Here is a 20,293-nt window from a genome sequence, read left to right as displayed (position 1 = left end):
GACGGATCAGACGCAGGCCGGGACACCGTTGAGCCACGCCGGGCCCTGGATGTAGATGTTGGTGACCCATGCCCGGTAGTCCGGCAGGTAGGACCAGGCGTCATTGGTCCAGCCCTCCGCCGTCACCGTCTCGGCGTGCTTCTGGCAGCTGATCCGGACGGTGGTCGGTCCGGGGAAGGCGTAGACGCGGGGGCTGGTGGTGGAGGCGGCGCTGTGGGTCCAGACGGCCGTGCCCCAGGTCTGGAAGGTGGGTTCGGTCACCGGCCCGCCGTTGACGCGGACCGCCCCGAGGTAGTCGCCGGCCCATCGCACATCGCTGACCATGATGTGCGTTCCGGACTCGCGCGCCTCGACCATCTTTCCCGCGCCCAGGTAGATGGCCACGTGATGGACGGTGCTCGGGGTGCCCCAGGTCAGCAGGTCACCCGGCAGGAGCGGCGCCGCGCCCTGCGCCGGTGTGAAGCGCTGTGCGGCGTGCGCCGTGTAGTACTGGGTCGCGGCGGTGCCGTTGAGCATGTCCTGGCCGGTGGCCTGGGCATAGGCGTACCGCACGAGCCCGGAGCAGTCGAAGCCGAGTCGGTTCGGATCGTCGTCGCTGTCGGGGTCGGTCGGGTCGATCTGTCCGTAGGTGGCGCCCGGCGTGCTGCCGTGGCCACCGCCCCATGTGTACCAGACGCCGATCTGCCCGCAGGCCGCCTGCACCGCCGCGACGGCCGTCGCGGAGGCGCCGGGCGCCAGGACGTCGCAGCCTCCGGCCGCGGCCACCGTGCGGACGGGTGCCGCCTGTCCCGCCGACACCATCGGCCAGCACAGCAGTGCCAGTGCCCCGACCGCTGCCGCCACCGCTCTGATCCAACCCCGCATGGTTTCCAGCCCCTGCCCCCGGCATGCGCCGCCGAGGCGCACGCGCTCCTGTTCGAGAGTCGATCCGGCCTTGCCTGAACCGGTCGGGTGACCCGTCCTGCCGGCCCTCCGAGCCTGGGTGCCGCCACCGGGGACTGTCGAGGCGTCAGGCGTTGCCCGGAACGGCGGGCAACGGGAAACGACTCCGGGAAACTCCCGTGACCTGCCGACGCTTCGTCACCGCCGACAGGGCGGCCGGCGGGGGCAAGGGACGGGCGTGTCCATGGCGGTGCAGAGAGCGCCCGGGGATGGCGATGATCCAGCCGGTCCGGGCCGTGGAGCCCGACGGTTCCCGGAGCGCCGGAGCGCCGGTGCGGCAACCGGCGCGACCGGGCGGTCCCGGCGGCGCGTGCCCGACGCGCGCGGACGTGCCCCCCGTGCCACGATGAGCGGGAAGGACGCCTTGCGTGCCGTACCACTCACTCACCGGACGTGCGATGAACTCCATGCGGGTGGCCCAGGTCTCCGAACCGGGCGGACCATTCGAAATCCTCGAGCGCGACCTCCCGGAGCCCGGCCCCGGCCACGTCCGGATCGCTGTCGAGGCATCGGGCATCTGCCATTCCGACGTCGGCTTCGTCAACAACGCCTACCCCGGCGTCTCCTTCCCGCTCGTCGCGGGCCACGAGGTGGCCGGGCGCATCGACGCCCTCGGTGAGGGCGTGCGGTACTGGGCGGTCGGCGACCGTGTGGAGGTCGGCTGGTTCGGCGGACACTGCGGACACTGCCTGCCGTGCCGCGAGGGCGACTTCATCGACTGCCGGAACCTCCAGGTGCCCGGCTGGGCGTACGACGGCGGCTACGCCACCCACATGGTGGCACCGGTCAACGCGCTGGCCCGGATCCCCGACGGCCTGACGGCCGTCGACGCCGCGCCGCTCGGCTGCGCGGGCGTCACGACGTACAACGCCTTCAGGAAGAGCATCGCACGGCCCGGCGACGTGGTCGCCGTGATCGGCGTCGGCGGGCTCGGTCATCTGGCGGTCCAGTACGCGGCGAAGTCGGGATTCGAGACGGTGGCCGTCGCGCGTGGTGAGGACAAGCGGGACCTGGCCGTGAAACTCGGCGCCCACCACTACATCGACAGCTCCTCCACCGACACGGCCGAGGCCCTGCAGGCGCTCGGCGGTGCGACCGTCGTTCTCGCCACGGCCTCCAACTCGCAGGCCATGGCGGCGGGGGTCGACGGGCTCCGGCCCGGCGGGGAGCTGATCGTCATCGGCATCGCACCCGAGCCGATGCCGATCACCCCGGCCCAGCTGATCATGATGTCCCGTACGGTCGTCGGGCACCCTTCCGGCACCTCGCGCGACGTCGAGCACGCCATGAACTTCAGCGCGCTCGCCGGGATCCGCCCGATGACCGAGACGGTGCCGCTGGAGGGCATCAACGAGGCGTACGCCCGCATGACGTCCGGCGCCGCGCGCTTCCGCATGGTCGTCGAGCCCTGAGCCAACGCCCGGGTACGGGCCCCGGCGTCGCCGTCAGCGGTAGGGCCGGTCCGGGGCGCCGTCGACCCGCCGGACGCCCCGGGCGTCGTCCATCCAGCTCGGCCGGCTCCGCAGGAACGACAGGTCCTCGCCGGACGGGTCGGTGCTGTCCCGGAGTCGTTCGCCCTCCGCGGTGGTGAGCGGGCTGTACCAGGTCGTCAGGTCGTCGTTCCCACCGGACCAGTCGGGGTACTCGTGGAAACGGTGGAACCAGAACACCAGGCAGGCGCCGCAGCGCAGCAGGGACTCCTGGTCGTGGGCCGATCCGTACAGCGTCCGCACCCAGTCGAGTTCGGGCGCGGCGCAGCAGTCGAGGTAGCTCGGGGTCGCCATGGAGCCGATCCTCGCACCCGTCCCGCCGCGCGCTCGTCGGCGGAGCCGACGTGCGGGCCGGAGCCCTCGCGACGGGTGGGGTACAAGGCAACTCCGCAGTATTCCCGGGGCGGTTGAACGCTCCGGGGGTCGCGTGCGTATTGGGCGGTGGCTTGCTGTGTCAGGCCGTCACCCATCGGGCGCAGGAGGATTCCTTGGGACGCAACACGCGCAGACGCGCTACCGGTACTCGGAGCGGCACATTCGTGGCCGTCGCCCTGATGCTGGGAGGCGGGGTGCTGGTCACGGCGAATGTCTTCGCCTCCGCGACCGAGGGTGACGCGACCGGCGATCCGGGCATGCAGATGGCCTCACCGGCCGCGCAGGCCATGACGGTCGACTGCCCGGACGTGGGCAACGCTCTGACCTCCGTACCGGAGGGCGCCAGGGAGAACGTCGACAAGGAACTCGCGGCTCTGGACGGACAGATCGCCGAGGCCTACCAGCGGCTGAAGGAGTCGTCGGCGGCGCAGCAGCAGGATGCCGCGTTCGCCGACAACGCCATCCTGGGCCCGCTGAAGGACAAGCGCGCCGCGACGATCGCACGGATCCTGGACGCCATCGACCAGGAGGGGGACCGCCCGCAGGGCGTCGACGGCCTCGCGGCGTGCAGTCTGCGTGCACCGGAGACCCAGAGCCCGCCGGCCGCCGAGCAGCCGACGGCGCCGGCCGGCGGCCAGAGCAGCCAGGGGGCTCCGGGCGATCAGGGCGGTGGCGCCCAGGGCGGCCAGGGCGGCAACGGCCCGGTCGCGGCGGACTACGCCGACATCATGAGCGTGCCGTCCGACGCACCGCGCTCACCGCGGCCGACGGACGCCTCACCGGGCACCTTCACCTCCGACTGCGGTGTGAACGCGGGCGGCCTGTTCAACTCCGACAACATCATCGTGGCGCCCGGAGTGACCAACGGCGCGCACCACTTCCACGACTACGTCGGCAACCAGGCCAACAACGGCCTGGCCACCATCGACGACCTGGCGAAGGCCGAGACCAGCTGCCAGGACCAGGGCGACAGGTCGTCGTACTACTGGCCCGTGCTGCGACTGCAGAACGGCACCGTGGAGCGCGACGCCGAGGCCCCGGGCGGCGGAACCGAGGGCAACGCCGGCCAGATCGTCACGCCCGAGCAGGTCACGCTGACGTTCGTCGGCAACCCGCTCACCAAGGTCACCCCCATGCCGCGCCTGCTGCGCATCATCACCGGTGATGCCAAGGCGTTCGTCAACGGCCCGGCCAACGCCAACGCGTCGTGGAGCTGCACGGGTCACGAGGACCGGCAGCTGAAGGACAAGTACCCGCTGTGCCCCGACGGCAGTGACGTGGTGCGCACCTTCCGGTTCCAGAGCTGCTGGGACGGGCGGAACGTCGACAGCGCCAACCACCGTACGCACGTGGCCTTCGCCGACCCGGCGGGCAACTGCCCCCAGGGATTCGTGGCCATCCCGCAGTTGGTCCAGCGCATCGTCTACGACGTGGACGCGCCGAGCCTGGCGGACGGCGGGCGCAGTGTCCCGTTGTTCGCGGTCGACTCCTTCCCGGAGAACCTGCACAAGCCGATCACCGACCACGGCGACTTCATCAACATCTTCGACGAGAAGCTGATGCGGGAGGCGGCCGACTGCATCAACGAGGGCCGTACCTGCGGTGCCGGTGAGCAGCCGTCGCAGGAGCCCTCGGACGAGCCGCCGGCCTCGGAGCAGCCTCCGGCGTCGGACGAGCCCCCGGCCTCGCAGGAGCCGACGGACCAACCCCCGGCGTCGGACGAGCCGACGTCCGGAGCCGGAGACGCGACCGGCGGGAACGGGAACGGGAACGGGAACGGCGGGAACGGTGGCCAGGATGCCGGTGACAACGGGAACGACGGGTACGGCACGGACTCCTCGGCGGGCGCACCCCAGGACGGGCAGCCCGGTGACGACGCACCCGCCGTGCCCGGTACGGTGACGCCCAAGGCGGACCCGGCACCGCCGGCGACCCAGGACGCCACGGACAACCCGGCGGCCGTGGTCCCCGAGGAGCACCACCACGACCACCAGTCCGCCGCGGCCACGGCCGGGGAGACGCCCGCCGCCGTGCCGGCCCCCAGCCCCGCCGGGCAGGCCGGTCAGCAGGAGATCGGCGGCGGGCTGGCGGACACCGGGGCCGACCTCTGGCCGGCGGCGCTCGGAGCGGTACTCGCCATCGCGGGATTCGTCCTGCTCCGCAGCGTCAAGCGCGGTTCCCGGTAACCCTCGCCCGCGGAGCCGAACACAGGGTCCCCCGGCGGACCGGCACATCGCCGGTTCGTCAGGGGGGCCGCCGCGTGATCCCGCACGTCACAGGGGCACGTCGGACCGCGTGGCGCCCCTCCGCCAGACGAGGACTTCGGTGCTCGGCAGCCGCTCGCTGAACCGGCCCGAGGCGGACGTTTCCCGCAGCAGCCGGCGCAGGTCGTCCTCGAAGCCGCCCCGGCGCGGGCCGAAGAGGTGCGGCGCGGAGAACGACATGGAGAACGCCCACGCGATCACGTCGTCGCAGGTGCGTTCCAGCGCCTGCCCGCCGGGAACGAGATGGCGTCGCGGTCCTGAGAATCCCGCGCGGGAGAGAATCGCGGCCTCGCCACCCGGTGTTCCCCGGGGCAGCGTTCCCCGGCCGGCGCGCCGGACCGGACCGAGGTACTGCCGGACCAGTTCCTCGATCGCGGCGTACGGCACGGCCGGGTGCAGGAGGCCGTCGACCGGCCGGGACTCCGCCTTCGCGTCGGAGACGTGCACCAGCGCGCCGCCCGGCCGGAGCATGTCCCGGACGGTGGCCGCGACCAGGTCCCGGTCCATCCAGTGGAAGGACTGGCCGAAGGTCGCGACGGTGAACGTGCCCAATCCCGACGGCAGTTCCTCGGCCCGGGCGCATACCCACCGCGTCCTGTCACTCATGCCGACGCCGACGGCATCCCGCTCGGCCTCGGCGATCATCCCGCGGTCCGGGTCGACGCCGACGGTCTCGGCGAACAGATGCGCCAGGCTCAGCGCGAGGGTGCCCGGCCCGCACCCCACGTCGATGAGGCGCCCGCGCCCGTCGAGCGCGAGTTCCCCGGCGAGCGTGTCCACCAGCCCGGGAGCGTAGGGAAGCCGCCCGCGGCGGTAGTAGGGAGCCGTGCCCGAGAAGAGCGTGTCGTCCCACTCCCAGTCGGTCGCCGCCACGTCCGTCCACCGCCCTCACCGGGAACCGGAACCCTCGGACTGCCGATGATTCCACTGGTTCGCCCGATTCCGCTCGCTCCAGGGCCGGGGGCGGGGCCGGCGCTCGCAGCGTATGCAGCGTGCGCCGCCGGCGGTCAGCGGTACATCCGGGCTCCGCCGTTCTTGCCCTGCGCGCCGAGTTCCAGCACTCCGCCGTCGTCCGGCATCACGTACACGGTGCCCGTGTGGAGCGCGTCGGAGCCGACCACCCCGGACGGCAGAGCCGCGACGGGCGTGAGGGTGCCGGTACGCGGCTCCACCTGGACCAGTTGCGGCGATCCGGCGGAGGACACCGCGTACACGGAGTCGTCCCCCGCCACCGCTGTGGCGAGCGCGGCCGAGCGCAGGGTCCAGAGCTTGGTGCCGGTGGTGACGTCGAAGGCGTCGACCTCCAGGTGGTCCGCGCCCAGTGCCGGGGTGATCAGGACGTCCCCGACGAGCCGGGCGGAGTGGTCGGCGTCCGTGTCGTTCCCGGAGAGCGTCTGGGAGTCGCCCACGGCCAGCTTGCGACTTCCGCCCGCGGCGGTGAAGACCCGGGTGCTGTCCTCGTCCGGCGTGTGCAGGGACGCGATGAGGGGGGAGCCGGAGAAGGCCTGGAGCACGTCGGTGTGGGTGCGCTGCGGAAGGGCCCAGAGCAGTCTTCCGGTCCTGCCGTCGTAGGCGCGCAGGGTGAACTTGTCCGTGCGGTCGGCGCAGTAGTCGTCCACCAGCACGACGCCGGCGCTGCCCGAGGCCCGGACGTTGCAGTAGTGCCCCCGGGCCCGGTAGCCCCAGACGGGGCGACCGTTACGGACGTCGAGGCCGCCGAGGAAGTTCCCGCTCACGATCGTGGCGACCTCGCCCTGGAGGTACGTCCGGGCGGCTGTCGCCGTGCGGTGCCCGCGGTCGACCAGGGGGCTGGTCCACCGGACCCGGCCGGTGGCCGCGTCAATACCGGCCAGCGCGGTGCAGGAGTTGCCGTCCGTGCCGAGCGCGACCGTCCCGATCCCGTCCGCGGAGAGCGTCGGTGACATCGCGCAGGGCACGGTGCCCGCCGACCGGGGGAGGGCGGCCTTCCACGCCTCGCTGCCGTCGGACAGGTGGTAGGCCCTGATGCCGCCGCGGGTGCTCGCCCGGATCAGCAGTTCACGGGTGACCCAACTCCCGATCAGGGCGTCGTCGGCGGCCGGCGCGGGCACCCGCCAGGCCTGGGTGAACTGCCGGGACGCGACCGGCGCGGCGTCCTTCCGGTCCAGGGCGACGGCGGTGGCGCCGCCGGCCACGAGGACGGCGAGCGTCAGGGCGACGCCGGCCACGCGCCTGCCCCTGCGGGGACCGCGCGTGGGCCGAGTGCGTACCGGCACGGGCAGCGGCGCGGCCTGCGGGGCGGGGGCCGGGGCAGGGACGGCCGGCGCGGCCGCCGACCGGGCAGCGACGGCACCGGGGGAGGGTTCCGCCCACTCAGGGGGCAGGTTCCACTCCTGCGCCCACTGCTCCGCCCGCGCGCCGGACCCGGGCGCGGGCTCCTGGCCGTACGCATCCGACGGCAGGTGGCGGGAGTTGCGGGACTGCGGTTCGCCGGGCCAGGCCGGCCACGCCTCCCACGGCTCGGGCTTCGGCTCCGGCTGCGGCCCGCCCTGCCCGGACGACCAGGAACCCTGGTCCGGGTACTCCCGCGGAACACCCCGTCCCGGCGGCCCTTCCGTCGTCATCCCTGTACTTCCGCTCTGCTCGGCTCTGCTCGGCTCTGCTCGGTTCTGCTCGTCACGTGTCGTGGCCTCGGCCGGCCCGGCGCGTCATCGCGGGGCGCACCGGCGGGCCTGCGTCCGGCGGGTCCGCCCCCGCGGTTCAGCCGTCCTTGAGGGGGTGGCCGAAGCCGGCCCGCTCCGACTCCACGCGGAACGCGGCCTGGGCGCCCACCGATGTGTCGATCCGCCAGTCCATCGGCAGCGAGCTGCCGGGCCAGTTCTTGCGCTGGTCGTACCAGACCAGTCCGATGACGTCCGCTACCCCCCGCAAGGCCAGGGGGCGGCGGCGCCGGGGATAGGGACCACCCGGACCACCCGGACCACCGGACCGCGCGGATCGTGCCGGTCCACGACCGGGTCCGGCCCGAGACGCGGTCGTCGGCGCTCAGGCGGTCGATGACCGGCTCGCGCACGCCGGCTGCGGTTGGGCGCCGCCTCGGCGAGGGCGCCGCGGCCTTTCGGGGTGATGGCCGCGGAGGCCGCGCGGGCTCGTCCGGATCGGCTGGTGGTGCAGGCGGCTCTTCTCCCAGCCGAGCATCGCCCCCAAGTGGTACGGGCGCACCGACTCGTCGGCCCCCTACGTCACCGTGCTTTCCGGACGGATCGCCATCGCGGGCCGGCGCCGTGGCCGAGGGGCAGACCGCCTGGTCCGACCCCGTGCGCGGGGCGGCGCGGTCGGCGATCACACCGCGGACCGGCAGCGCCGACGCGCCGGCCACGGTGCCGTCCCGCGCCATGGCGGCCTGAAGTCCCGCTGACGGACCGGGAGCCCCCTACGGTTGCCCGGGCCCGGCGGGGGCAGAGGGGGTCCCGTGCCACTCTCCCAGGCTGTCGATGAGCTGCTCGATCAGGCGCGGGGAGACGCTCCCCGCCCGGCTCACGGGCGCGGCCAGGGCCGCCCGTCGAGGCGTTCGATGTCGGTGTTGAAGCGCCTCAGGTAAGCGGCGAAGGCGGCGATGTCCTCGTCCGGCCAGTCGGCCATGACCTTGTCCAGGCCGCCGATGCTGCTGTCGCGTACCTCGTCGAGCATCTGGGCGCCCTTGTCCGTGATGCGGAACTTCCGGGCCATCCCGCCCTCCGGGTCGGCGATGCGCTCCACGAGACCGGCGCGCATCGCGGCGGCCGTCTGCCGGTTGAGGGTGGACGCGTCGAGGGCGAAGGCGTCGCTCAGCTCGCCGATCGACATGGGTCCCTGGACGCGGATCCGGCTCAGCAGGATGTAGGCGCTGCGCTCCAGCGAGCTGTCCCTGTGGCGCAGGAGTTCGTACCGGCTGAGCAGCATCTGCTCGTACTCGACCTCGTGGGTGGCCCTGCCCATGTGCCTCAGCCTCCTGCCGTTCGCCGGGTCGCCGGCGTGCCTGTTCGGGACCCGGAACCATCCTCTCACAGCGTATGCACCAGCCATATCATGTGCGCGATGCACTTCCTATGTACGATGCACACCGAGACGTCCGACAGTTCGTGCGAGGAGTGCCGTCATGAATGCCCCACAACCGACAGCCCGGGCGGGCGGCGTGGTCGCCACGCTGGCACTGGCCGGCATCACGGCCGCGATCATGCAGACCCTGGTCACCCCGCTCCTCGCCGAGCTGCCGCAGATCCTCCACACCTCGGGCTCGAACGCCGCCTGGGTGATCACCGCCACCCTGCTCGTGGCCGCCGTGTGCGTGCCGGTGTTCGGGCGCCTCGGCGACCTGGTCGGCAAGCGGCGCATGCTGCTGGTGTGCTCGGTGCCGCTGGTGGCGGGGTCGGTGGTGTGCGCCCTGTCCTCCTCCGTGGTCCCCATGATCGTCGGGCGCGGTCTGCAGGGCATGGGCATGGGCATGGTGCCGCTGGGCATCGCCCTGCTCCGCGACGTCGTCCCCGCAGAGAAGCTCAGCTCGTCCATCGCCCTGGTCAGCGCTTCCATGGGCATCGGCGGTGGCCTCGGTCTGCCGATCGCCGCCGCCATCGCGCAGTACGCCGACTGGCGTGTGCTCTTCTGGGGCTCCGCGGGCCTGGCCGCCGTCGTCGCGGTGCTGATCTGGTTCTTCATCCCGGACGTCCCCGCCGGCGCCAAGGGCCAGCGCTTCGACGTCCCCGGTGCCATCGGCCTCGGCGCCGGCCTGGTCTGCCTGCTGCTGGCGGTCTCCAAGGGCGCCGACTGGGGCTGGGGTTCGGCCACCACCCTCGGCCTGCTCGCCGCCGCCGTCGTCGTGCTGATCACCTGGGGCTGGTGGGAGCTGCGCACCCGCGATCCGCTGGTCGATCTGCGGACGACGGCGCGCCCCCGTGTGCTGCTGACGAACGTCGCCTCGGTCTTCGTCGGCTTCGGCATGTACGCCGGCATGCTGGTCGTCCCGCAGCTGCTGCAGTTCCCCAAGGCGACCGGCTACGGCCTCGGCCAGTCGATGCTCGCGGCGGGCCTGTGGCTGCTGCCCGGCGGCATCATGATGATGATCGTCTCCCCGCTCGGCGGCAAGCTGACCAACGCCCGCGGCCCCAAGTTCACCCTGATCAGTGGCGCGTTGGTGCTTGCCGCCGGTTACGGGCTGGCCCTGGTGCTCACGGGCACCGCGTGGGGGCTCATGCTCGCCATCATGGTCGTCAACAGCGGCGTCGGCCTCGCCTACGGATCGATGCCCGCCCTGATCATGAGCTCGGTCCCGGTCTCGGAGACCGCGGCCGCCAACGGCTTCAACGCCCTGATGCGCTCGCTCGGCACCTCGGTGGGTGCCGCGGTGATCGGCGTGGTCCTCTCGCACCTGACCACGACCGCGGGCGGCTACACCTTCACCTCCGAGAGCGGCTTCCGCACCGGACTGGTGATCGGCTGCGGCATCGCCCTCGTCTCCGCCCTCATCGCCGTCGCCATCCCGGCCGCGCGCGCCGCGGCCGGCGGCGCGGGGTCCGCGTCGGCGCCGGCGCCGCAGCAGGCGGCCGCCGAGTCCTGAAGCGCCGTACGACACGGCTCGGTACGGTTCCGCCCGCCACGCGCATCCCTGCGCGGGCGGGCGGCCCGCTGTGTCTGTGGCTACGGGGCGCAGGCCCTGCGTTCGGCCTCTGGGGCCGGCCCACGGCTCCTGGTGGTTTTACCGACTGATCCAGGGGCACGGGGCCAGTGAGAGTGCGCGGAGGTACCGAGATGAGCGCGCAGGAGAAGGTCAAGGCCCAGGCCGAACAGGTCGTCGGAAAGCTCGTACGGAAGGGGGCCCACGCCATGCACAAGGACACCCTCGCGGCGAAGGGCGCGGCCCTCGAAGCGCGGGGCAGGATGCGGAGTGCGAAGGAGGACACCAAGGACTCGTTCAAGCACTGACAGTGTGATGACACGGGATGACCACAGTGTGTGCGGTGTGACCGCGCCGCCGTCCGGGAAGCGGCCGCTCAGGCATCCGGCACGGGCGCCCCGGGGTCCGGGCCCGGGTCCCGTCGCGGCCAGGACGTGCCGAGATCGCGGCGCATGGCCGCCTGCGCTTCCTCGGCGGCCGCGAGGTAGTCGCGCCCCTGCCGGCCGAGCCCCGGGGCCTCGGTGGTGACCCCGCCGGCCACGAGGTCCCGGAGGGAGCGCACCTTCCAGAAGGCCCGGTTGACCGGGTCCATCACTTCCCACGGGGCGATGAGCGCCAGCTCGTACCGCAGCGGGTACAAGGGGCTGGACGCGAACACCTCGTGGGCCGCCGCACGTGCCTCCTCCACCGGGCGTCCGTCGCGGGCGATCTCCCACAATTGCGCGTACACGTCGGCCAACGCACCCATGAACGCCGCATACGCCTTCAGGCGCGTGTCCCGGTCGAGTGCCACGCGGTCACGGCGCCAGCGATGGCGATCGGCGAGGAGCGTGGAGCCGACGCCGATCGCGGCGCCGAGCAACGTGTTCACGGGGGCCAGCCAGTCCATGGGGGGACCTTACGGTGAGGCCGTCCGGCGCAGGAAGTGAACGATCGTGTGCTCAACCACCGGACGCGCGAGGTGAGTCGGGGCGACTCCGGATTCCGTTCCCAGGACCGGGAGCGTGCGCGACAGCGTCCGCCCCGCCCGTCCGCCGCCCGCAGGAGAATCGGCATCTGCCGTGCCGGTGCCCGCAACCCCTCGTTCCGTCCTCGCAGTGACCGCCGGTGCCCTCGACCTGGCCGGTCCCTTCGGGCCGTCGCATCGCCGCCCGAGCGGGGCGGCCGCTTTCCCCGCGTCCACCGCGGACTTCGACGACGCCGACGCCCTGGCGCACGCCGACCGGGCACGTGCAGCTCCCGCACACGCACGTCCGGTTCCAGGGTTCCGACGGCCGCCCGGGAGCCGACAAGAACCTTGAGAACCTCACCGCGTGACCGTGGTCGTGACGTGGCCGGCAGGACCCCGCTGCACATGTCGTCACGCTCTCCCGCTTCGGCGAGCCCGAAGCGGTCGCCGCCCCGGCGAGCGACTGACGTACCGCGAGCGCCCCGGGGGCGAAGGACTGCCGGACCGCTGAAGGTCGTTGCGTATCAGCGGCGCGATGCCGGCGATCGTGCCGTTCCTGCTGCGCCTTGCGGCCGACGCCTCGGTGCCCGCCGGGACAGGTTGTTCGACCTGGTTCTCGTGGCCGCGGCCCTGTCCGAGCCGACCGACCCGAGCAGTGCTTGGGACCTCGCGGTCAGCGCCCCCGAAGAGGCTCATCCGGAACGGGCCCAGTGCCGGGCGTCGTTCGCCGCCCATGCGACATGGGTGCGGCGCCTGCCGGCCGACAAAGGACTGCCGGCCGGGGCTCCGCTGAGCGACGGCGAACGCGCGCGCCTGCTCCGCGCCGCCGGACCCGGTCCGGTCGGCTCCCGCACTCCTCGTCCCGCTGTCGGAGGTGACTGTTAGCTTGCGGGCGAACTCGGAGTCGGGAAGGTGGGGGACGAGCCGTGCAGGAGCGGACAGCTGATCAGATCCTGGGGGAGAGCTGGGAGAGGTACGCGCGGGAGGAGACGGCCGACGCCGGTTGGGACTATCCCGGCCGGGACACGGTCCTCGAGGTCTTCGGTGAGTCCGCTGCCTTCGCGGAGGTCGTCTCCCCCTTCGGCGCCCGATGGCCGGGGCAGGCGGCAGCGCCGGCCGGGCCCTGGGCGGATCCCGAGCAACTGGCGGCGCAGAAGATCGCCGGCCTGGAGGAGGACGAGGACGGGGAGACAGCGCTCCTGGAGAGGGCGTACCGCAGTGCGGATCTTCCTGCCCTGGCCGAGGAGCGGGACTTGGGAGGGTGCTGGCCCTTTGACGTGGCGGAGATGTGCACGGTCCTCCGGTCCTGGGAGGAACGCTTCGGAATCCGGCTGATCGGCCTGGAGGACGACCGCGTGACCGTCTCGGTGGCAGCACCCGTGAGGACGATGAGCGAAGCGGAGGCCGTGGCCGCCGAACACTTCGCGTTCGCGCCCGACAACATCACCCAGGGGTGCGACGAGAGCCTGGGCGCCTACGCGGCACACCAGGTCCTGGGCCGGCACGTGTGGTCCTTCTGGTGGGACTGAGGGCTGCTCCGCCCGGATCGTGATCCCGGGTCAGGAACAAAGCCGGGGCGGACTGGGTGGCCGGTCTGGTAGCTTTCGGTTGCCCGTGACGTAGTCCGAGGAGGTGAGACCCATGAACGCGGTATCTGTGTGGGTGCTCCCCCTGCCGTCACGGTCCGGCGATTGACGTAGGTGTCGCTGGGAGCGCCTCGACAACAAGGCACTCCCGAAAGGCACCACTGATGCACTCTTTGCAGTTCACCGCCGAGTCGTCGTCGAACGGCATGGTGGAGCGCGACTTCACCGTGGACGGGGTCCCCGGCGTGCTCTGGTCGCCGGCTTCCGTTGCCGGGCCCGCGCCCCTGGTCCTGATGGGGCACGGCGGCGGCAACCACAAGAAGCACCCGGCGATGTCCGGCCGGGCCCAGCGCCTGGTGGCCGGCTGCGGCTTCCACGTGGCCGTCCTGGACGCGCCCGGTCACGGCGGCCGGCCGCGAACGGCGCACGACGAGGCGGAGATCGCCGAGCTGTTCCGGGCGAGGGCGGCCGGCGAGCCGGAAGGCCCGATCGTCGTCCGGTACAACGACCACTTGGCCGGGCTCGCCGTGCCCGAGTACATGGCACTCCTGGACGCCTTGCAGGAGCTTCCGGAGATCGGCGCCGACGGGCCGGTCGGCTACTGGGGCATCAACATGGGCACCGCGATCGGCGTGCCGTTCGTGGCGGCCGAGCCCCGGATCCGGGCCGCGGTCTTCGGCCAGCACTGGCCGGACGCCCTGGCCGAGAAGGCGCGGCGGATCACCGTCCCGATCGAGTTCGATCTGCAGTGGGACGACGAGCACATCTCCCGCGAAGAGGGTCTCGCGCTGTTCGACGCCTTCGCCTCGAAGGAGAAGTCGTTGCACGTGAACTCGGGCGGGCACAAGGAGTTGCCCCGCTTCGAGGCCGACAGTGCGGTCCGGTTCTTCGCCCGGCACCTCGGCGGAGCGGTCACCGCGCAGGCGTGACGCGCGCGGTCGCGGCGTCCGGCCGGTGGGCCGGGCGCCGCGACCCGCCGCACGTCAGGGGTCAGGCCGGCGGGTGGTACTGGCCGGCGACGTCGGTGGTGGTCAGGGCCCTGTCCCACACCTGGACCTGGTCGATCGTGCCGGGCCAGGGGTCGGCGGTGCGGCCGCCGGAGAAGGCGCGGCCGATGGCCAGGGGGCCGTCCGCGGTGTCGCCGGTGAGCTGGGTCCACACGGTGGACTGCCGCACGCCGTCCACGTAGAGGGTGTAGGTGCCCGCGTCCCCGTCGTGCACGCCCACCAGCTGGTACCAGCGGCCGGTCTGCGGCTCCGTGCCGGCGAGCGCGCGGCCCTCGCCGGTCGAGAACGCGAACCGCCTGTCGGCCGCCGAGTACTGCAAGTAGAAGCCGCTGCTGACGGTGCCGTCCTGGCTGACGGCGGTGGCGAACGTGCCGGTCCTGTCGAGCCGGACCCAGGCGGACACCGTGAAGTTGCCGGCGGTGTCCACGACGGGTCCTGCGGTCTGGGCGTACTGGTTCGCGCCGTCGAACTGCACGGCGCTTCCGGAGACGCCGCCGACCCAGGCCGGCGAGCCGGTCAGGCCGGCGTCGTGGGCGCCCGAGCCGTCGTGCGCGGTGCTGCCGGCGGCTTCGTCGAGATTCCACGTGCCGACCGGGTCCCGCTGACCGGCCGGGTACGCGACGCGCAGGTTCTGCAGGCGGTGGGTCGAGCGGGTCCCCTTGCCCGCCGCACGGTACGAGGCGGTGGCGGTCAGGGCGGCGGTGCCCGCCGGTTCGGCGCCGGCGGGAGGGGTCAGGAGGTAGCTCCATGCCGCTTGCCCGCCGGGCCGGATCGCGGCGCCCGGGTGCTTCCCGACGGCCTCGGCCGACCAGCCCTGCGGCAGCGAGAGGCGGACCCGCGGGGAGGTGAGCGTACGGTCGGTCGTGTTGCGCACCGTCACCCGGATCGGCGTCGAGGGGTGCACCGTGACCAGTCCGGCGGCGTTGACGGGCCCGACGGCGACGTCGGCGTCGGCACTGGACGGGGCCCACGACTGGAACTCGGTGACGCCGACGAAGGCGCCCGGCGGGTCGGTGAACACCAGCCGGACCCTGCTGGTGGTCACCGTCGGGAACGTGACCCGATTCGTGCCGTTGCCCACCGGCTGGGCGGGGCTGTGGACCTGGCCGGGCACGTCCTGCCAGCCGTCCCGGTCCCAGTACTGCACGCGGTAGGCGGCCGCCGGCCTGACCCCGCCGCCGTCGTCGTATCCGGACCAGCGGATGTCGCCGACCGGGATCGCGGCGCCGAAGTCGACACCGTAGGAGTCGCTGCCGTTGGGGGAGGCGTAGTTGGTCCAGCGGGTGTTCTGCGGGACCTCGTCGTACCAGACCTTGCCGTCCAGGGCGTTCCACGGGTTGTCGTAGGGCGAGGTGTACGAGGCGATGGGCCGGGGGTAGCCGGTGCGCAGCGGGTTGGCGGCGTCGTTGACCAGACCGTCGTCCGGGGCGGGGACGGTGCGGCCGACGCTCACGGTGGTGTCGCGCAGCGTCGTGGACCGGCGTACGAGGTCGCCGTCGACGTACAGGCGCATGCCGGTGCCCTGGTGGTAGTGCGTGCCGTCGCGGTCCCACAGGACCGTGACGTTGTGGCCGTGGTAGGGCACGTTCTCCGCGGCGAAGTGGTCCCAGGAGCCGGGGACCAGGGGCTGCACCTCGAGCGTGTCACCGGACTGCGGCCGCAGCCCCAGGAGGCCGGAGAGCACCAGGTCGTCGAAGGTCGAGTGGTTGTAGTCCTCACTGTGGTTCGTGCCGTCGTAGATCCACGCGTCCTGGTCGGGAGCGTGCGCCTCGGCCACGTAGGGCTTGCCGTTCTTGGTCTGCGTCGCGGCGTAGCGGGCCAGTGCGGCCGCGTAGTCGGCCTTGGTGACGGCCTTCTGCGCCGGCTGGTCGTCGAGCAGGTTCGCCAGCCCGGTGAGCGTCTGCGAGGTGGCGAACGGCCAGCTCGGCCCGTCCCAGCGGCAGCAGTTGCCGGCGTCCTTCATGAAGTACGGGCTGCGGCGCTCGGCGGACGTGGGGCCGTAGGGGGCGGCGAAGCCCTGGGGATCCAGCAGTTGCGACCAGGCACCGGCGGCGGAGGGCTCGGCGGCACCGAACATCCAGGGTATATAGCCGATCTCGTCGCGCGTGCCGGAGAGCTTGTGACCGGGGTTGCCGTCGCGCGCCATGGCGTAGTAGAAGCCGCGCTCGGGGTCCCACAGCCACGTGTGCATCGCGGACTTGAGCGCCGCGGCCCGGGAGGCGTACTCACGGGCGAGTGCGGTGTCCCCCGCGAGACGTGCGACGGCGGCGATCGCCTGGGCGTCGCCGTACTGGTAGGAGTTGAGGGTCGGCCGGTAGCCCGCGCCGCCGTGATAGGGGTCGCCGGACTCGTAGGAGGAGGCGGAGAACTCCATGGCGTCCCAGACCGGAACCGACCAGTAGAGACCGAGCCGTTCGTCGAATTGCCCGTCCCAGCCGCGGTACTGGCGGACCAACTGCGGAAGCAGGGCCGTCAGGTGTGCGAAGTCGCCGGTGACCTGCGCCTGCTGGTAGGCGGCGGTGGCCAGCCACATGCTGTACTCGTGCGCCCAGTCGGTGGTGTCGGCGTTCACGGCGTCGGTGGCCGGTTTCGGCCCGGCGCCCGGGCCGGTGAGCCAGAAGTCGACGTAGTCGCGGTTGTAGCTCTGGTCGCGCACCCAGCGTCCCTCGGTGACCTGGTGGCCGACGGCCGCGTTGATCGCCTGGTAGGGGGCCGCGTAACCGCAGCAGTCCAGGAACTCGGTGGAGATCCAGCCGTCGGCGGGGCCGGTCCAGCGCAGATGTTCCTTGTACACGCGCCACCGGTAGTAGTAGACGCTCTGCATCGTGCGGTCCGGCAGGTCCACGAACGGCACGTTCGCTCTGTACCAGTCGGGGTCGGCGAAGCCCTCCAGGTACGCGTCGTCATCGAGGAAGTGGGTCCCGGCCCCCACGGACGGGAGAGGGGCCGGTGCGGCTTGCCCCGGCGGCGCGCCGGCCGCGCGCGCCGGGACGGCGACCAGGCTGAGCACGATCATCAGCAGCGCGGTGGCGCTCGCTGCCGATCGGGCGGGGAGACGGAGGACTCGGCCTAACGAGAAAGGCATCGGGCGCGTCCTTTCGCTGCCATGCTTACAACGATGTAAACGCACAAAGTTGCTCACGAACACACAGGAGTCGTCAACCCTTCGCGCAAAGGGAGTTGGGAGACCAGGCCTGCGGGACGGCGGGGGCCGAGTTCGACGGGCGGGCGCCACGGAATCGCGGCGGAGGCAGGAGTGCACGGTGGACTGGGCACGGTGGACTGGGCGCGGTGGACTTGAGAGCCGAACTGCTGCCCCCGCCGGTGAGCCGGCAGCGGCCGGCAGAGCTGAGCCGCGGGATCGACCGGATCGCGGATCTCGTGGCCGACCCCGCTCTGGACTTCGCCGAGTACGGGGGCAGCAGGAGCGTGCGGGAGTTCGCGGTAGAGGCGGCCGGGCCACCGTGCGGCCGGGTCGCGGACATCGGCGCGGCAGCGCTGAAGTACCGGCCGATCGCCCTTTGAGCCGCCGCGCCGGACGGCCGGGACGTGCTCGGAAGCCGTCTACGAGGCGCCGATGGACTCCAGCAGCAGGTGGAGGTCCTGTGCGGCGTCGGCGGTGGCGCCGGTCGCGGCGATGAGGACCGCCGCGGTGGCGGCGGTGAGCAGGGGGTGGCGGCCGAGCGGCGGGGCGAGCAGCGCGGCGACGCGGCGGGGGACCGGGCCCGCCGCGGTGAGCGGATTGCGGCGTCCGAGGACGCCGAGGACGCCGAGGGCGGCGCCCGGGCCGCGGAGGCGGGCGGGGGCGCGGTGGGCGGCGAGGGCCGCCTTGCCGACCGCGCGGGCGACCCGGGTCCGGTCCCCGGAGGCGGTGGCGGCGTTCTCGTCGGCCCACCGTTCGATGGTGTACGTGACGGCCGTGGCGAGCGGGCGCAGCAGGGGATTGGCCGCGGCGCCCAGCTGGGCGAGGGCGACGAAGACGTAGTGGTGGCCCGCGAGGTGGGCGCGTTCGTGGGTGAGCAGGATGTCGTGCTCGCCGGCGTCGAGGACGTGGAGCATGCCGGTGGAGACGACGACGCGGCCGGGCAGTCCGGGCAGCGCGTAGGCGTCCGGGGCCTCGTCGTCCACGACGACCAGGCCGTCACGCGTGGGCATGCAGGCGGCTTCCAGCGCGGCCGCGGCCAGCGTGCGGGCGCGGCGCCAGAGCAAGCGGGCCGCGGCCGTGACGGCGGCGCCGAGGAGCAGCCCGGCCAGCAGGGCGACGGACAGTTCCGCGGGGTCGTCGCGCTGCGCGGTGAGTGCCGACCAGTGGCCGAGGGCGGCGAGCGACGGGACGCGGATCAGCGCGGTGGTCGCCAGCAGGCCCAGCGAGACGGTGCTCGCGCCGGCCAGGACCACCGCGGAGGCGGTCAGGAGCCAGGTGGCCAGCCGGGGTTCGCAGCGCGTCGACAGGGGCCGCGCCCCGAGCGGGGCGAGCAGGGACAGCAGCAGCGGGAGATAGACGGCGATACGCATCCGGGCGGGCCCTACCTGTCGGGGTCGTGCTCGGCGCCGAGCAGATGGCGCAGCAGGTCGGCGTCGGTGGCGGACAGTCCGTCGGCGAACCGGGCGAGAACCGCCGCGCGGTCGTCCCGTTCCTCCAGGACGGTGCGCATGCGGCGGGCGGCGAAACCGGCGTCGTCGGTCACCGGGGCGTAGGCGTAGGCCCGGCCGCGCGGGCTGCGGGTGAGCAGTTGCTTGGTGTGCATGCGGGTGAGGATCGTCACCACGGTGCTGTAGGTGAGGTCACCGCTGAGGCGGGTCGCGACCTCGCCGGGGGTCAGCGCGGCCTGCGCCTGCTGCAGCACGGCAAGGACCTCGGCCTCCCGCTCGCCGTTGGCCCGCTTGCGGCCTCTTCCCTGCGCGTCCGCGTCCATGCGTTTGGCGTTTCCTCGCTCGTCTTCTACAGTCGTGTAGACCTTCTACGGCGGTGTAAAAGCCGCCGTGTCCCGAGTGTGCCATGCGCCCGTGCCCCCGGGACACGCAGGGCAGGAAAGGACCCGTGGGTGTCCCAGGCCCTCAATCCGCTGGACGCCACCTCGCTGCTGACGGCTCTCGGAGCCGTCGGGGTGTTCCTGGTGCTGTTCGCCGAGACCGGCCTTCTGATCGGTTTCTTCCTGCCCGGTGACTCGCTGCTGTTCACCGCCGGACTGCTGTGCACCACCGGAGCCGGTGGAGTCCACCTCTCCCTGCCCGGCGTGCTCGTCGCCGCCGTGGCGGGAGCGCTGCTCGGCGCCCAGGCCGGCTACCTGATCGGCCGTCGCGCCGGCCGGGCCCTGCTCGGCCGCACCCGCAACCGGCATCTGCTGGACGGGGCGCGGCGGGCCGAGGAGCTGCTGGACCGCTACGGCCACGGCAAGGCCATCGTGCTGGCCCGCTTCATCCCGGTGGTGCGTACGGTGCTCAACCCGCTGGCCGGGGTGGTCCAGGTGCCCGCCCGCACCTTCACCCTGTGGCAGGTCGCCGGGGGGCTGGTGTGGACGGTCGGCCTGGTGCTCGGCGGATACGCCCTGGGATCCGGCATCCCCGACGTCGACCGGTATCTGCTGCCCCTGGTCGGCCTGATCGTCGCCCTTTCCCTCCTTCCGCTGGTGCTGGAGGTGCTGCGGGCGCGCCGCCGCCGCGGCGCCGAGCCGACCCGGGAGACCACCGGGTGAGGACCGTCTCCCCGGCTGCGACCCCGCCGCCACGCCCCCGCCCGCCCCGCTCGCACGCCCACCCGTTCGGCCCGCACAGAAACGGACCCCAATGAGCGCCATCAGCGTCGGACAGGCCGCTGTCCTCGGAGTCGTGGAAGGGGTCACCGAATTCCTGCCCGTCTCGTCCACCGGCCATCTGAAGATCACCGAAGGTCTGATGGGCATCCCGGTCGGCGATGCCTCCGTGGTCGGCTTCACCGCCGTCATCCAGGTGGGCGCGATCGCCGCCGTGCTGGTCTACTTCTTCAAGGACATCGTCCGGATCTGCAGGGCGTGGTTCACCGGCCTGGTCAACCGCGAGGAGCGGTACCAC

19 protein-coding genes are annotated in these 20,293 nt (G+C 72.9%); 9 read left to right on the top strand and 10 right to left on the bottom strand.

The genetic code is table 11. The features are described from left to right. Positions 1-6: 6 nt before the first annotated feature. Positions 7-843 (bottom strand): C40 family peptidase, encoded by an 837-nt coding sequence (locus PV364_RS09200; RefSeq protein WP_319659273.1) that lies wholly within the window; start codon positions 841-843, stop codon positions 7-9. 497 nt (positions 844-1,340) lie between these two features. Here PV364_RS09200 and PV364_RS09195 point away from each other — a divergent pair, with 497 nt between their 5' ends. Further along, positions 1,341-2,354: an alcohol dehydrogenase gene (locus PV364_RS09195; RefSeq protein ID WP_319659652.1), complete on the top strand. Its 1,014-nt coding sequence runs from the start codon at positions 1,341-1,343 to the stop codon at positions 2,352-2,354. A gap of 33 nt (positions 2,355-2,387) precedes the next feature. Here PV364_RS09195 and PV364_RS09190 read toward each other — a convergent pair whose 3' ends face one another. Next, positions 2,388-2,726 (bottom strand): hypothetical protein, encoded by a 339-nt coding sequence (locus PV364_RS09190; protein WP_319659272.1) that lies wholly within the window; start codon positions 2,724-2,726, stop codon positions 2,388-2,390. Positions 2,727-2,986: 260 nt separating this feature from the next. Here PV364_RS09190 and PV364_RS09185 point away from each other — a divergent pair, with 260 nt between their 5' ends. Then, entirely contained in the window at positions 2,987-4,993 is a 2,007-nt protein-coding gene (locus tag PV364_RS09185) for a DUF1996 domain-containing protein (protein ID WP_319659651.1), read from the top strand. Between the two features lie 87 nt (positions 4,994-5,080). On the opposite strand, the gene PV364_RS09180 is transcribed toward PV364_RS09185, so the two are convergent. The 4 genes from PV364_RS09180 to PV364_RS09165 form a co-directional block, all read right to left on the bottom strand. Next, the gene (locus PV364_RS09180; protein ID WP_319659271.1) at positions 5,081-5,944 is read right to left on the bottom strand and encodes a class I SAM-dependent methyltransferase; all 864 of its coding nucleotides are present in this window, start codon (positions 5,942-5,944) and stop codon (positions 5,081-5,083) included. A 134-nt stretch (positions 5,945-6,078) separates the two neighbouring features. Next, positions 6,079-7,674: a PQQ-binding-like beta-propeller repeat protein gene (locus tag PV364_RS09175; RefSeq protein WP_319659270.1), complete on the bottom strand. Its 1,596-nt coding sequence runs from the start codon at positions 7,672-7,674 to the stop codon at positions 6,079-6,081. A 136-nt stretch (positions 7,675-7,810) separates the two neighbouring features. Continuing rightward, positions 7,811-7,981: a hypothetical protein gene (locus PV364_RS09170; RefSeq protein ID WP_319659269.1), complete on the bottom strand. Its 171-nt coding sequence runs from the start codon at positions 7,979-7,981 to the stop codon at positions 7,811-7,813. 606 nt (positions 7,982-8,587) lie between these two features. Beyond that, positions 8,588-9,028 carry a MarR family winged helix-turn-helix transcriptional regulator gene (locus tag PV364_RS09165; protein WP_319659268.1) on the bottom strand — a complete coding sequence of 147 codons (441 nt, stop codon included), beginning with the start codon at positions 9,026-9,028 and terminating at the stop codon, positions 8,588-8,590. A gap of 160 nt (positions 9,029-9,188) precedes the next feature. On the opposite strand from PV364_RS09165, the gene PV364_RS09160 reads away from it, so the two are divergent. Next, positions 9,189-10,643 (top strand): MFS transporter, encoded by a 1,455-nt coding sequence (locus PV364_RS09160; protein ID WP_319659267.1) that lies wholly within the window; start codon positions 9,189-9,191, stop codon positions 10,641-10,643. A 191-nt stretch (positions 10,644-10,834) separates the two neighbouring features. Then, positions 10,835-11,008, top strand: a complete 174-nt coding sequence (locus PV364_RS09155; protein ID WP_319659266.1) for a hypothetical protein — start codon at positions 10,835-10,837, stop codon at positions 11,006-11,008. Between the two features lie 68 nt (positions 11,009-11,076). Here the strand turns inward: PV364_RS09155 and PV364_RS09150 are convergent, their stop codons facing one another. Beyond that, the gene (locus PV364_RS09150; protein ID WP_319659265.1) at positions 11,077-11,589 is read right to left on the bottom strand and encodes a hypothetical protein; all 513 of its coding nucleotides are present in this window, start codon (positions 11,587-11,589) and stop codon (positions 11,077-11,079) included. A 986-nt stretch (positions 11,590-12,575) separates the two neighbouring features. Between PV364_RS09150 and PV364_RS09145 the strand changes: the two genes are divergently transcribed. Further along, positions 12,576-13,178, top strand: a complete 603-nt coding sequence (locus PV364_RS09145) for a DUF4253 domain-containing protein (RefSeq protein WP_319659264.1) — start codon at positions 12,576-12,578, stop codon at positions 13,176-13,178. A 221-nt stretch (positions 13,179-13,399) separates the two neighbouring features. Continuing rightward, the gene (locus PV364_RS09140) at positions 13,400-14,164 is read left to right on the top strand and encodes an alpha/beta hydrolase (RefSeq protein WP_319659263.1); all 765 of its coding nucleotides are present in this window, start codon (positions 13,400-13,402) and stop codon (positions 14,162-14,164) included. Positions 14,165-14,225: 61 nt separating this feature from the next. Here the strand turns inward: PV364_RS09140 and PV364_RS09135 are convergent, their stop codons facing one another. Then, on the bottom strand, positions 14,226-17,327 hold the full coding sequence (locus PV364_RS09135; protein WP_319659262.1) for an MGH1-like glycoside hydrolase domain-containing protein: 3,102 nt from the start codon (positions 17,325-17,327) through the stop codon (positions 14,226-14,228). A gap of 206 nt (positions 17,328-17,533) precedes the next feature. Here PV364_RS09135 and PV364_RS09130 point away from each other — a divergent pair, with 206 nt between their 5' ends. Continuing rightward, entirely contained in the window at positions 17,534-17,767 is a 234-nt protein-coding gene (locus tag PV364_RS09130; RefSeq protein WP_319659261.1) for a hypothetical protein, read from the top strand. Between the two features lie 39 nt (positions 17,768-17,806). Here the strand turns inward: PV364_RS09130 and PV364_RS09125 are convergent, their stop codons facing one another. Beyond that, complete coding sequence (locus PV364_RS09125) at positions 17,807-18,757, bottom strand: M56 family metallopeptidase (RefSeq protein WP_319659260.1); 951 nt, start codon at positions 18,755-18,757, stop codon at positions 17,807-17,809. An 11-nt stretch (positions 18,758-18,768) separates the two neighbouring features. Then, positions 18,769-19,158 carry a BlaI/MecI/CopY family transcriptional regulator gene (locus tag PV364_RS09120; RefSeq protein ID WP_319659259.1) on the bottom strand — a complete coding sequence of 130 codons (390 nt, stop codon included), beginning with the start codon at positions 19,156-19,158 and terminating at the stop codon, positions 18,769-18,771. A 129-nt stretch (positions 19,159-19,287) separates the two neighbouring features. Between PV364_RS09120 and PV364_RS09115 the strand changes: the two genes are divergently transcribed. Together PV364_RS09115 and PV364_RS09110 are read left to right on the top strand one after the other, a co-directional pair. Then, entirely contained in the window at positions 19,288-19,938 is a 651-nt protein-coding gene (locus PV364_RS09115; RefSeq protein WP_319659258.1) for a DedA family protein, read from the top strand. 91 nt (positions 19,939-20,029) lie between these two features. Next, on the top strand, positions 20,030-20,293 hold a 264-nt coding region (locus tag PV364_RS09110), incomplete at its 3' end, for an undecaprenyl-diphosphate phosphatase (protein ID WP_319659256.1).

The organism is Streptomyces sp. MI02-7b, from assembly GCF_033793585.1.
Taxonomy (GTDB): Bacteria; Actinomycetota; Actinomycetes; order Streptomycetales; family Streptomycetaceae; genus Actinacidiphila.
The sequence above is the reverse complement of the archived record's forward strand: the minus strand, read 5'-3'. Positions and strand labels throughout refer to the sequence as shown.

Coding starts and splice junctions, on each gene's coding strand:
- PV364_RS09195 (WP_319659652.1), top strand. CDS start 1,341: ATGAACTCCATGCGGGTGGCCCAGGTCTCCGAACCGGGCGGACCATTC.
- PV364_RS09190 (WP_319659272.1), bottom strand. CDS start 2,726: ATGGCGACCCCGAGCTACCTCGACTGCTGCGCCGCGCCCGAACTCGAC.
- PV364_RS09185 (WP_319659651.1), top strand. CDS start 2,987: ATGCTGGGAGGCGGGGTGCTGGTCACGGCGAATGTCTTCGCCTCCGCG.
- PV364_RS09175 (WP_319659270.1), bottom strand. CDS start 7,674: ATGACGACGGAAGGGCCGCCGGGACGGGGTGTTCCGCGGGAGTACCCG.
- PV364_RS09165 (WP_319659268.1), bottom strand. CDS start 9,028: ATGGGCAGGGCCACCCACGAGGTCGAGTACGAGCAGATGCTGCTCAGC.
- PV364_RS09160 (WP_319659267.1), top strand. CDS start 9,189: ATGAATGCCCCACAACCGACAGCCCGGGCGGGCGGCGTGGTCGCCACG.
- PV364_RS09155 (WP_319659266.1), top strand. CDS start 10,835: ATGAGCGCGCAGGAGAAGGTCAAGGCCCAGGCCGAACAGGTCGTCGGA.
- PV364_RS09150 (WP_319659265.1), bottom strand. CDS start 11,589: ATGGACTGGCTGGCCCCCGTGAACACGTTGCTCGGCGCCGCGATCGGC.
- PV364_RS09140 (WP_319659263.1), top strand. CDS start 13,400: ATGCACTCTTTGCAGTTCACCGCCGAGTCGTCGTCGAACGGCATGGTG.
- PV364_RS09135 (WP_319659262.1), bottom strand. CDS start 17,327: ATGCCTTTCTCGTTAGGCCGAGTCCTCCGTCTCCCCGCCCGATCGGCA.
- PV364_RS09125 (WP_319659260.1), bottom strand. CDS start 18,757: ATGCGTATCGCCGTCTATCTCCCGCTGCTGCTGTCCCTGCTCGCCCCG.
- PV364_RS09120 (WP_319659259.1), bottom strand. CDS start 19,158: ATGGACGCGGACGCGCAGGGAAGAGGCCGCAAGCGGGCCAACGGCGAG.